Origin of the sequence: Natronorubrum amylolyticum (assembly GCF_052040145.1) — an archaeon.
In the GTDB taxonomy this organism is placed as follows: Archaea; Halobacteriota; Halobacteria; order Halobacteriales; family Natrialbaceae; genus Natronorubrum.
Window position 1 is genome coordinate 126,326 of the sequence record NZ_JBPPFW010000006.1, and the last position, 12,618, is coordinate 138,943.

Sequence of the window (12,618 nt, forward strand, 5' to 3'; positions counted from 1 at the left end):
TTACAGCGTGTGCACGGTGTGGACATTGTACGATGTTCGGACCGATCGGACACGGCGAGTGTCACGTCAATCATCCGAGTGACGTGACTTAACAGTAGCGGAAACAGTCCACACAGTCCAAACCGTCTGAACGGTGTAAGAGAGATACAGATTCGAAACCGTGTACACCGTCTACAAAGTGTTCTCTGGAACGAAAGCATCGGCGGTTGTGTCGGGTGGTATGTCGAGTGCTGGACAATCAGTTTAGGAAAACACATTCTGCACATTGTACACTGTGTAAGCTGTTTACACTCTGTAAATGGTTCCAACGGTGTAGAATTCGGAAACGGTCAGCGAGAGTCAGCAAGCACCGACGAAGAACCCTCGCCGACCGATCGATACGGCATACGGAGTGTACACCGTGCCCCACCGGCGACAGACTCGTCCAAACCCCCTTGGAGGACGACGTAGAGTTCCGACGCATCGATCGGCCATCGGTCGGGGAGAGAACGACGCGTAGACGATCCGATGTGGATACCCAGGTAGAACAGTGTAAACATTCTGCACTTCTCACACATTGTACACGGTCGGGATTTGGGAGGGTCGGAGTGTGCCACGACGTGCCGAGAGTCGGGACACGAATCGAGGCCAATATTCAAGGTGTCGTGTTCGAACTGTACGACGTATGAACACGTCGCGCGCGAACGAGGTCGTGGGTCGGTGACCGATCAACGCGAGATTCTGGTCGGCGAACGCGACGACGGGACCGATCTACATCTCCCCGTCGTCGAACTGCTGACCGGCCGCGGGTTCGTGACCGGGAAGTCGGGGTCGGGGAAATCGAACACGGCGTCGGTGATCGCCGAGGAGTTGCTCGAGTCCGGCTTTCCGCTCCTGATCGTCGACACGGACGGCGAGTACTACGGGCTCAAAGAGGAGTACGAGATGCTCCACGCCGGGGCCGACGAGGAGTGTGACATCCAGATCGGACCGGAACACGCAGAACAGATGGCCTCGCTCGCACTCGAGGAGAACGTCCCCGTGATCCTCGACGTCTCGGGCTACCTCGACGAGGAGGTGGCCGACGAGTTGCTTCGGAAGATCGCCCGACAGCTGTTCGTCAAAGAAAAGAAGTTGAAGAAGCCGTTCCTGCTGGTCGTCGAGGAGGTCCACGAGTACATTCCGGAAGGCGGCGGAATGGGCGAGACGGGCCGGTTGTTGATCAAGATCAGCAAGCGCGGGCGCAAACACGGGCTGGGAATTCTGGGAATCAGCCAGCGGCCGGCCGACGTCAAGAAGGACTTCATCACGCAGGCGAACTGGCTCGTCTGGCACCGACTGACCTGGGACAACGACACGAACGTCGTCGGGCGGATCATCGACACCGAGTACTCGGAGCTCGTCTCGGAGTTGAACGACGGGCAAGGGTTCGTCCAGACCGACTGGATGGACGTCGACGTCCGCAAGGTGCAGTTCCGGCGCAAGCGCACGTTCGACGCGGGCGCGACGCCCGGTCTCGACGACTTCGAACGACCCGAGCTCAAATCCGTCTCCGACGCCCTCGTCGGCGACCTCCAGGATATTTCGGAGCGAAAGGACCGCGAGGAGAGCCGCATCCTCGAACTCGAGAACGAACTCGAGAAGAAAGAGAAACGCATCGAAACCTTAGAGGACGAACTCGAGTCTGCACGGGACGTCTCGAACGCGGCCAAGCAGATGGCCGACGCGCTGACGCGAAAGGAGACCCTCCAGACGAAACTCGGCGGCGGTGACGACGAGGAACTGCGTCGGCTCCACGACGAGATCGTCGATCTCGAGACCGAGCGGGAGGACCTCGAGGACGAACGCGACGAGTTGCAAGCCAAACTCGACGAGCGGACGAATCGGATCGAAACGCTCGAGGGGAAACTCGCGTCACGAACGGAGACGGTGGACCGACTGCGCGAGGAAAACGAGCGGTTGCGCGACCGCGTGCGGGATCTCGAGACGGAAGCGAAGACGGAGGAGGAAGAGTCGAACGCAACGTCGGCCGAGGAGACCGAGATCCTCCAAGCCGGCGGCGACGACGTCGAGTTCGGGTTTACGTCGGTCGAGTGGCCGAGTCAGACCGAGTCCGACGCCGACGAGTCCGAGGAGATCACCACCGCGCCGGAGCCGAAACCGCCGGAGGCGGTCTTCGAAGGCGAGTGGATCGACGACCGTCTCGAGCGCGCGGCTGAACAGTCCCAGTGTACGGCATCGACGGCCCGGCGCGCACTCGTCGTCCTGGCTCGAAACGGACCGCTCGAGTCGGCCGCCATTGCCGACGCGGTCGGTCGGTCGACCGTCGCGGTACAGGGGCTGTGCTCGGAGCTCCTGACCGAGGGTGTGCTCGAGCGACCGGTCGCACGGACGTACACGCTGAGCGACGACGTCCGATCGAAGCTTGACGCGATGGCGAGCGCGGAGTAGTCGAGTACAGCGCTGGCGGTGCGTGTGCGTTGACATCCTCCTCCGCGTTTACGCGGAGGAATCCCGAGCGGGGGGAGTTTCAGGTTTGCAGTCCAATCACCAGACTACCAGTTCTTTCGGGGACGGGTAGTCCCACAGCATCGAACTGGTGGACTGCTGGCGTTAACAAGAACGGAGTTCTCGTTCGCACATCAGAAATCGAAGATTTCTGAGGACGGTGCCAAACCACCGTTACCCCTATCTTCGACCATGTAGGGTGTCCCCGTGTTGTTTTTGCCACGGGGACGCCAGCAGGCGTCAACAGAGTCGGGGGTATCGTCTTGCTCACTTTGAGCAGTCGGCACGGGTACACGCTTCTAGCATGTACGTTCACCGACTGCCCTTTCGGATATTACCTCGTTACGTGGGTGGACAGGCCACCTCCGAAGGACGGTTCGGAATCCGCTCCGTTCCGACCAATTCCTGCTCTCTGGTTGGGAATCCTGTCACTTAAACGTCACTGAAGGAAACTCGGGACAGGCGTTTGAACGGTGGACTGTGCCCACAAGTGACGGTGCGTATCCACGGCCTGAAGGCCGTGGTATTGCGCCTGTTCCACGTATAACACCGAGGCGTGTGCGACGGCGGCGGAGCGTCGGGCGTCACCACTCCAAGCGCTCGCCGACCGCGTCGATCGACGAGGAGTCGAGATCCTGATGGACGGGAAGGACAACGATCTCTCGAGCCAGCCGCGTCGCGACGTCGTAGGTCGGGTTGTCGCGGATGACACCGGGGAGTCGCGGCCAGGTGTGGGCCCCACCCACGCCACACGCCTCGAGTTCGTCGCGCAACTGCTGTGGCGCCGAGGTTCGGATCGGGAACACCTGTGGACAGATCCCCGGTGGCAGTGACTCGTAGAGCACGTCGGCGTTCGGTCGACCGTCGAAAATCCGTCGCCACGCGCGGTAGTTGTCCCGGCGAGTGGATCGAATCGAGATCGGATCCGCGTCGTCGACGACGTACGCGGACAATTTCGACATCGATCCTTTTCCGTTCTCGTATCGCGCGTGGGGACCCGTACTCCCGGCTGACTGTCCGGCGACGAAGTCGTCGACCGACTGGCGGACCGTCGCGTTTCTGTCGAGGAGATCCGTGAGGAGGGATTTGCAGATGAACCGATAGTCGGCGAGTCGAAACTGATCGTCGATGCCGGCCAGCGACGACGGTTCGAACGCCTCGGCGACGGCGTCGTCGTTGCAGTAGAGAACCGCTCCGTTCGGAATCGGCAGCAGCTTCCAGAGGCTCGTGACGCCGATGTCGCCGCGAGTACCGAGTAACGTCCCATTGTCCACGCTGAGCGGGGCGTGGGCGTTGTCATCGATGTGATAGCAGTCGTACTCGTCGACGAGCGCCGTGAACTCTCGAAGGCCGGGCTGTGGAAAGCCGAAGTAGTTGACTGACATGATCGCCGCCGTCTCCTCGTCGATCCGGCGTTCGACGTCGACCAGGTCCGGCGCGAGATGCTCCTCGAGGCGGTAGTACCGGGCCTCGAGACCGAGTTCGTGAAACGGTTCGACGACCGCGTCGGGAAGATAGGCGGGGAGGAGGACGTTTCCACCGGGGTCGACGAGCCCCGCGAGACCGTCACGAAGTGCCGTCTTGCTGGAGCCGTAGTACGTGACGGATGCGGTGTATCGCTCGAAGAAGGATTCGATACCGGCCGGTCGCGGCTCGGATATCGACCAGCCGAACAGCGACGGACTCTGACTAAGCATACGAGATGTGGGTTCGACGGACGTGAGGAACGACACGGCCAGATGAGTAGAACCTAGTCGAACGTCGTTTTAGTGATTGGGACGGTACTGTCGGGTGATAGTACCGCAGGCACCGCTTACAGGAAATCGGCACTGGAGACTATGACTCATTGTCCGAAGGGCAGTCCAGGCTTACACGAATCCAACAGTCAAATAACAAAAACGGGGTGGGTACCATAGTTGCACATGGAAGGTTCGACCGACGAAACCGACGTTCGGTTGCTGGTGGTTGGTCTCGATGCTGGCTGTCGTTCAGTTCTCGAACCGCTGTTCGAGGCGGGTGAAGTGCCTACGCTCGAACGGCTGATAGAGAACGGCACCAGCGGACCCCTCGAGTCACAGATCCCGCCGTGGACGGCCAGCGCCTGGCCGTCGATGTACACGGGGAAAAATCCCGGGAAACACGGCGTCTACGACTTTCTGTCGTTCGACGGCTACGATTGGAACGTCGTGAACTCGACGTACGTTCGGGAACGGCCGCTGTGGGAACTGTTGAGCGATCACGGAATCTCGAGCGTCGTCGTCAACGTTCCCGTCACGCATCCACCGCGAGCGTTCGACGGTGCCCTGATCCCGGGAATGACTGCCCCGGAGGATCCGCCCTGCCACCCCGAGGGGATTCTGGAGGACGTGAAACTGGCCTGTGGTGACTATCACGTCTACCCCCAGAGTACGGACGCGCCCGAGCAGTCCATCGAGGGGTACGAACGGACGATCGAGTGCCGTGGGGAGGCGTTTCGATACCTCTGTCGGCGGGTCGCCCCCGAAATGGGCTTCCTGCAGTTCCAGCAGACGGACACCGTCTTCCACGAGCGTCCCGGCGACAAAGAGGCGATCGAGGCCGTCTACCGCGCGGTCGACAGCCAACTCGCCGAGACGCTCGAGGCGGTCGATCCGGACAACGTCCTGCTCGTCAGCGATCACGGAATGGGGAAAGTAACGGGCCACGAGTTCCGAGTCAACGAGTTCCTCCGAGAGCGGGGCTACCTCGAGGTCAAAAGCGGCGGCGAAGGGATGCCCGACTGGTCGGCGGCGTGGGAAAACGACCTGCTCGAGGGCGACGGCGCCAGCGAGCGTGACGAGGGCGTCCTCGAACGAGCCATGAACGTCGCCGCGAAAGTCGGCATCACGACGCAACGAGTCGCGAGCGCGTTGGATAGGGTCGGGTTAAAGGAGCCGATCGGGAGCCGGGTACCCAACGGGATGATTCGAGCGGCGAGCGAGCAGGTCGACTTCCCCGAGTCGAAGGCCTACCTCCGGTCGAAAAGCGAACTCGGCGTCCGGATCAACCTCGAGGGACGGGAGCCGAACGGGCAGGTGCCGGAGGACGAGTACGAGACCGTTCGGGACGAACTGATCGAACAGCTATCCGCCGTCGACACGCCCGACGGCGAGCCGATGTTCGAGGTCGTCGCACCTCGAGAAGCGTACTTTGACGGACCCTACGTCGAGCAGGGCCCGGACATCGTGACCGTCCCCGCCGGATTCGACAACGCGATCGTCGCCGACGTCGGCACCGACCAGTTCGGCGAGCCGATGGAGCCGTGGAACCACAAGCAGACCGGAATCGTCGCGGCCACGGGAGACGAGTTCGACGACGGGGCCGGAGTCGAGGGAGCGACGATCCTCGACGTCGCACCGACGGTCTGTACGCTGTTCGACGTGCCGGTCGACACCGCCATGGACGGAACGACCCTCCCCGTCGTCGACGGCAGCACGGAGGCGGAGTACCCGGACTACGAGGCCGACCCGATCAGCGCGACCGACGACACGGCCGTCGAAGATCGACTCTCCGATCTGGGGTACCTCTAACGATGACCATCGAAGTCACCACGCTCGACGCCGAGACGGACGCCGACGAGTGGAATCGCTACGTCGAACGATCGGACGGAACGAACCCGTTCTTCCGCGCCGAGGCGCTGCAGTTACAGGCCGAGGACACCGGGTCGACGGCGCATCTGCTGGCCGGTTTTAAGGGACAGGAAGCCGTCGGTCTCTTCCCCGTCTTCGAGTACAGGAAGGGGCCGATCACCGGCGCGTTCTCGCCGGCCCCACACTCGTGGTCGTGTTACCTCGGGCCGTCGCTGTTGAACGTCAACAAACTCAAACAACGAAAGGCCGACCGCCGGACGAAACGCTTCCTCGAGGGCTGTCTCGAGTGGATCGATCGGGAGATCTCGCCGCTGTACACCAAGTTCGTCGCCGCCGAATTCGACGACGTGCGGCCGTTCATCTGGAACGGCTACGACGTCGAGCCGGGGTATACGTACGTCGTCGACCTCGAGGGCTCCGAAGACGAGCTGTTGAAGCGGTTCAGCAGCGACGCGCGGAGTAACGTTCGGAACGCCGACGAGGACGCATACGTGATCGAGGAGGGGACCAACGGCGACGTCGAGCGCATCGTCGAACAGGTCGCGAACCGATACGAAAGCCAGGGGAAATCGTTCAAGTTGAGCCCGGAGTTCGCGCGAGCGGTCCACGAACAGCTCCCGGACGGCTCGATCCGTCCCTACGTCTGTCGCGTCGACGACGAGTTTCTCGGCGGCATCCTCGTCGTCGACTCCGAGCGGACTCGATACCGATGGCAGGGCGGCGTCAAACCGGATACCGGGATCGATCTGCCGATCAACGATCTCCTCGACTGGCACGTCATGCGCGACGGCCTCCGAGACGGCGTCGAGACGTACGATCTCGTCGGCGCCGGCGTGCCGAGCATCAACCGTTACAAGGCGAAGTTCAACCCGCGTCTCGAGACGCACTACCAGATCACGTCGGGCGCGTTCGGACTCGACCTCCTGGTCGATCGGTACCAGAAACACAGGTAGCGGTCCCGACTGTGCCGCGGTGGCAGCCCGGCGACCCCGTCGCCAGTCGACCGTCGGACAGTCGACGACTCGAGAGGCGAGTTACTCGACGATCCGATACTTCGACTGTCGTGCGTCTTCGAGGTAGACGCGACTGGTGACCAGTTCCTCGTCCTCGAGTTTCCCGAGCGCGTACCGGACGGTGCGCGAACAGAGCCTCGACTCGCCGGCGATCTCCTCCTGGGTCATCGACCCCTCGTACTCGAGAACCTTGTAGACGAGTTTCGAGCTCGGCGGGAGTTCGGTCAGCGACCCGCTGGCGTCCGCGTTGACGTCGTCCGCATCGACCTCGGCGTCGGGTTCGGTCGCGCTCATCGCTGCCTCCGCGTGTCGGTGTGAGCGGTTCGTGCTGCGCCGACGCACTGTTCGTCGGGAGGCGACGCGTTTCGCGTTCGTTCGAACGTCGTTGGGCGGGCCGAAGCAGGCCGTCGGCTGTGAGACGGTGACGCTGAATGCATTCTCGTACGCGTCCAACGCGAGTGGGTCGTATATACGCTGACGACAGTTCAAAAATATAGGGAGAGACTAACGGCGTCGTAACCGGTGTTCAAGCCGTCCCGTACCGTCCGACTTTCGCCGCTTGTCGGAGCACCGGCGCGGGACGAACACGGGATTCTGCGAGCCGCCACGGATGGTACAGCCAGCGAGGCGATCGACCGGATCGACCGGCGGATCACACTCGACACACGCAGCCCGGAGTCGATGGCGAAGCCGTATAGGAACTGCATAGAACAGTCAGTTGCGACCGACGCAAGCAAGTGGAAGTGGGGGAATCCGCCGACTGGATCGATGGACGCCACGAGAGACGGAACGCTACTCGAGCGAGCCGCTATCGAACGACCGGCGGCCGCTCGAGTGGATATCGACCGTCGGTAGCGGCGAGAGAAGCGACCTCCCCGCGTACTGATCGGCGACGACACGCGGACGAACGAGACGTCTACAAGAAACCGTTATCGCTGTTCCTTCGGAATGAAATCGGACGTTTTCATCTCACGGTACGTCGCGCAGTCGGGACAGGCGTGGACGACGTCGCGATTGTCCCCGAAGACGCGAGCGAACTGCCGGGTGACCTGGTTTCCACAGTTGACACAACGGGGGGCAGTCGTTTGCTGGCCGGACGTCATCGGCGTCCACTTCGTGTCGGTTGGTTCCGTCGACATCAACAACTCGTAGCCACAGAACGGTATTTACTATAGACAGCATAATTCCGTGTCGGGCACGGTCACGCTGAATCCAGCCGGATTATTCATTGAACGAAGACTGTCCGGAGAACGGCAGTGTCACACCCTCACTCGGCAGAAATTCAATATTTCTATCCGGTAATGATTCGTTTTACCGGGTGCTGACCCTCGCTGGGCGGGGTGTAACCCGCTCACAGAATCAACGGAGCCAGCGACACGGCCGACCCGTCGAAAGCGCTCGGAGCGGTCACCCTCGAGACGACGGGACGAGGGGTATTTCCAGGCGGTAATAGACTGATTCCACCCGAGAAAACGGGTGACGGCAGTAGCAGCCGTATAATTATCCACGAAATCGAGGTAGGAAGACGACATGCAAGCCGTTGTGCTTACCGCGGGCGAAGGGACGCGGATCAGGCCGCTCTCCGCGGCACTGCCGAAACCCATGTTGCCCGTCGCCGATAGACCGCTCGCCGCCCACACAGTCGACGCCGCCGTCGACGCCGGCGCGGACGAGATCGTTCTCGTCGTCGGCTACGAAGCCGAGACCGTCCGTGACTATTTCGGTTCGGCGTATCGCGGCGTCCCCGTCAGCTACGCCGTCCAGACCGAACAGGCCGGCACGGCCCACGCCGTTGACACCGCACGCAAGCACCTCGACGGGCCGTTCGCCGTCCTCAACGGCGACAATCTCTACGATCCCGCGGCGATCGATCGACTCTTCGATAGCTGTCCGGCCGTCTGTGCGGTCGAGGTCGACGATCCCCGTAACTACGGCGTTCTCAGTACCGATGACGGTACCGTCGTCGACATCGTCGAGAAACCGGCCGACCCGCCGACGAACCTCGCCAACGCCGGGGCCTACGCCTTCCCCGAAGCGGCCCAGCAGTGGCTCGAGGTCCCCGAAAGCGACCGCGGTGAACACGAGATCACCGACGTGCTCGCCTCGGTGGTCGACCAGTACGCGGTGACGCCAGTCACCCTCGAGCGTTGGCTCGACGTCGGCCGGCCGTGGGAACTACTCGAGGCCAACGAGTGGAAGCTCGCGGCGCTCGATCGCCGGATCGACGGCGACGTGAGCGACAGCGCCCACCTGTCGGGTGACATCGTCGTCGAGTCGGGTGCGACGGTGAAATCGGGTGCCGTGATCGAGGGGCCGGTACTGATTCGCTCGGGCGCGACCGTCGGGCCGAACGCGTCCGTTCGCGGGGCGACCCTGATCGGCGAGGAGGCGTCGGTCGGCAACGGAGCCGAGGTGAAAAACAGCGTCCTCTCAGGCGGGACGTCGGTCGAGCACCTTTCGTCCGTCCGTGACAGCGTCCTCGGCCGCAACGTCACCATTGGCGCGGGGACGAACGTCGCGAACTGCCGTCACGACGGTGCGGACGTCGAGTTTACCGTCAAAGGTGAGGGGATCTCGACGGAGCGACAGACGTTCGGTGTCGTCGCCGGCGACGACGCGAAGACGGGGACCAACACTAGCCTGACACCGGGGCTGAAGCTCACAACCGGCGCGACGACGCGACCCGGCGAAACCGTCGAGCAGGATCGATAGCTCGAGATCGGCTGTTTTCGACGCTCTAGACGGAGAACGCGGCGCTCGAGCGAACCGTCCATCGCAAGTATGAGCTTTATCAGATTGCGAATTGCTATCACACGTGGAGGGATCGAACGACGATACGACCGAGACACCCTCCAGGACGGTTCCGACTCGACCGAGTGCGGGTCACGGGTCGGTGCCCGAAGAGGCCGTGTGGACCCGAGACTATGGGGGTGGTTTCGGTTCCGGCGGCGTCGGCGACTCGTACTCGTCTCCGTCGACATCACTGCACACCGTGCGTCGAGCGATGCGATCAGGGCGGTCGAGCGCGGCGACGCGACCGCTCCTCCTCGAGACGGACGTGTGCCGTGAGAAGACGAGGACTCAAGCAGAATTGTGCAGTCGAAGTGAACCTCGTTTATCCGCGAACACCGCATAGAAAACAGCGACCGCACGGGGCATTCAAGACCCGATTCTCGAGCACTTACTCGACGGTGACGCTCTTCGCCAGGTTACGCGGCTTGTCGATTGGCCGGTCTAAGAGATCGGCCGCGTAGTAGGAGACGAGCTGGAGCTGGACGTTGGCGAGCAGCCCCGCGAGATCGGGCTCGGTTTCGGGGATCGCGAGGTGTGCGTCAGCGATGTCGACCGCCCGATGCCCGTCCGGACAGACCGCGACGACGGGTGCGCCGCGAGTCTGGGCCTCCTCGGCGTTCTTCAACGTCTTCTCGTCTTCGATCCCGTTGAAGACGGCAAACACGGGCGTGTCGGGAGTCACGAGCGCGAGCGGCCCGTGTTTGAGCTCGCCCGAGGCGAAGCCTTCGGCGTGCTCGTAGGTGATCTCCTTGAACTTCAGCGCGCCCTCGAGCGCGACCGGGAAGCCGAGTCCGCGGCCGATGAAGAAGTACGACTGACTGTTCTCGTACTGCTCGGCGATGGCTTCCGCGTCGGACTGTTCGAGCAACGCCTCGAGCGAATCGGGCATCGCCTCGAGCTCCGGCAACAGCGACTCGAGGTTCGCGGGCACTTCCCCCTGCAGGTCCGCGGCGATACGCTGGCCCAGCAGCGTGAGCATGACGGCCTGCGAGGAGAACGTCTTCGTGGCGGCGACGCCGATCTCCGGACCCGCCCGGATGAACAGCGCTTCGTCGGCCTCGCGGGCCGCCGTCGAGCCGACGACGTTCGTGACGGTCACCGTCGACGCGCCCTCGGCTTTCGCGTGTCGCATCGCGTTCAGCGTGTCCGCCGTCTCGCCGCTCTGGGTGACCGCGACGACCAGCGTGTCGTCGTCGATCGGCGGCGCGGAGACGCTGTACTCGTTGGCGAGTAGCGCGGTCGACTGGACACCGGCCTGTTTCAGCGCGAGCGATCCGTACAGCGCCGCGTGGTAGGACGTCCCGCAGGCGACGAACTGGACGCTGCTGATATCCGCGAACGTCCCCGGCTCGAAGTTCTCGAGGGCGATTCGTCCGTTTTCGGGATCGATTCGTCCCTCGAGCGCTTGGGCCAGCGCGGTCGGCTGCTCGTAGATCTCCTTGAGCATGAAGTGGTCGTACTCGCCTTTCCCCGCCTGCTCGGGGTCCCACTCGACCGTCTCGGGCTCGCGCGTAACGGGGTTGCCCTCGAGGTCGGTGTACTCGACGCCGTCGTCGTCGACGATGACGACGTCGCCGTCCTCGAGATAGACCACGCTGTCGGTGTACTCGAGGAACGCCGGGACGTCGCTGGCGAGGAAGTACTCGCCGTCCTCGATGCCGACCACCAGGGGCGAGCCCTGTCGGGCGGCGTAGAGGACGTGCTCGCCGGAGAGCATGGCCGTGACGGCGTAGCTCCCCTCGAGTTCGTCGATCGCTCGACGGAACGCCGCCTCGTTGTCCATTCCCTCGTCGAGATAGAACTGGATGAGATGCGGGATGACCTCGGTGTCGGTGTCGCTGGTGAACGTGTGACCGTAGTCGGCCAGTTTCGATTTGAGTTCGGCGTAGTTCTCGATGATTCCGTTGTGGACGACGGCGACGTCTTTCGTCTCGTCGGTGTGGGGATGGGCGTTCTCGTCGGTTGGTGGACCGTGCGTACTCCAGCGCGTATGGCCGATACCGACCTCGCCCTCGAGCACCGTATCACCGATCGATTCTCGCAGTTCGTCGACCTTCCCCGACCGCTTCTGGACGTCGATGCCGGAGCCGTTCTGGACGGCGATTCCGGCCGAATCGTAGCCGCGGTACTCGAGGTTTTCGAGTCCAGTTAGCAGCGGTTCAAGCGCGTTTCCATCACCGACTCGGCCGATTATTCCACACATTAGAAACTCACCATTCGGACGGCTGCCCGGGGAGAGCTGCTCCCTCGGACGACGGTTCGGTTTGCACAGTAGACGGGACGACGGTTCGGTCTGCACGCGTTGATATCGGACGAACGCGGACGGGCGCTCGAGCGCCCGCCCGTGACAATCGTGATCGTGTCATCGGGAGTCGTTCGTCCACGAAGACTATTCGAGAGCGGGGACGGTGCACGGACATGATACAGACCTACCCACCAGCACCCATTACTATAGACGGGCTACTAGTCCCGGTAGCGAGGGGGTAACGGCCAGTGGCGGATATCCACCCCCAGAAGTCAGTTCTCGATACACTAACGTGATCGAAGTGCTTTTTGAAATATTCGTCCAGTTCTCGGTATCAGTACGAAGATAGTTCGTTCGAAGGCCCTTCCGAGAACCAGTATGTCAAGCGAACAGCGCCACAGTACTCGAGTATGAACGAGCGACGAAACGGTATCGATGGCCAAACAACACAGTATGGTGAGAGAAATCGTGC

Annotated in this window: 8 protein-coding genes; 4 read left to right on the forward strand and 4 right to left on the reverse strand. The window is 62.5% G+C overall.

What is annotated here, in order from left to right; translation table 11 throughout:
• Positions 1-699: 699 nt before the first annotated feature.
• Positions 700-2,430, forward strand: coding sequence for an ATP-binding protein (locus ACSFDB_RS20020; protein WP_440772661.1), 1,731 nt, complete (start codon positions 700-702; stop codon positions 2,428-2,430).
• 641 nt (positions 2,431-3,071) lie between these two features.
• On the opposite strand, the gene ACSFDB_RS20025 is transcribed toward ACSFDB_RS20020, so the two are convergent.
• Positions 3,072-4,184, reverse strand: a complete 1,113-nt coding sequence (locus ACSFDB_RS20025) for a DegT/DnrJ/EryC1/StrS family aminotransferase (RefSeq protein WP_440772662.1) — start codon at positions 4,182-4,184, stop codon at positions 3,072-3,074.
• A gap of 225 nt (positions 4,185-4,409) precedes the next feature.
• On the opposite strand from ACSFDB_RS20025, the gene ACSFDB_RS20030 reads away from it, so the two are divergent.
• Positions 4,410-6,035 (forward strand): alkaline phosphatase family protein, encoded by a 1,626-nt coding sequence (locus ACSFDB_RS20030; protein ID WP_440772663.1) that lies wholly within the window; start codon positions 4,410-4,412, stop codon positions 6,033-6,035.
• A gap of 2 nt (positions 6,036-6,037) precedes the next feature.
• Positions 6,038-7,048: a lipid II:glycine glycyltransferase FemX gene (locus ACSFDB_RS20035; RefSeq protein WP_440772664.1), complete on the forward strand. Its 1,011-nt coding sequence runs from the start codon at positions 6,038-6,040 to the stop codon at positions 7,046-7,048.
• Between the two features lie 81 nt (positions 7,049-7,129).
• Here the strand turns inward: ACSFDB_RS20035 and ACSFDB_RS20040 are convergent, their stop codons facing one another.
• Positions 7,130-7,402, reverse strand: a complete 273-nt coding sequence (locus tag ACSFDB_RS20040; RefSeq protein WP_440772665.1) for an ATP-binding protein — start codon at positions 7,400-7,402, stop codon at positions 7,130-7,132.
• A gap of 635 nt (positions 7,403-8,037) precedes the next feature.
• Complete coding sequence (locus ACSFDB_RS20045; RefSeq protein ID WP_006090878.1) at positions 8,038-8,247, reverse strand: DUF7563 family protein; 210 nt, start codon at positions 8,245-8,247, stop codon at positions 8,038-8,040.
• Positions 8,248-8,638: 391 nt separating this feature from the next.
• Here ACSFDB_RS20045 and glmU point away from each other — a divergent pair, with 391 nt between their 5' ends.
• The gene (gene glmU / locus ACSFDB_RS20050) at positions 8,639-9,820 is read left to right on the forward strand and encodes a bifunctional sugar-1-phosphate nucleotidylyltransferase/acetyltransferase (RefSeq protein ID WP_440772666.1); all 1,182 of its coding nucleotides are present in this window, start codon (positions 8,639-8,641) and stop codon (positions 9,818-9,820) included.
• A gap of 469 nt (positions 9,821-10,289) precedes the next feature.
• Here the strand turns inward: glmU and glmS are convergent, their stop codons facing one another.
• Entirely contained in the window at positions 10,290-12,104 is a 1,815-nt protein-coding gene (glmS, locus tag ACSFDB_RS20055) for a glutamine--fructose-6-phosphate transaminase (isomerizing) (RefSeq protein ID WP_440772667.1), read from the reverse strand.
• Between the last annotated feature and the right edge of the window lie 514 nt (positions 12,105-12,618).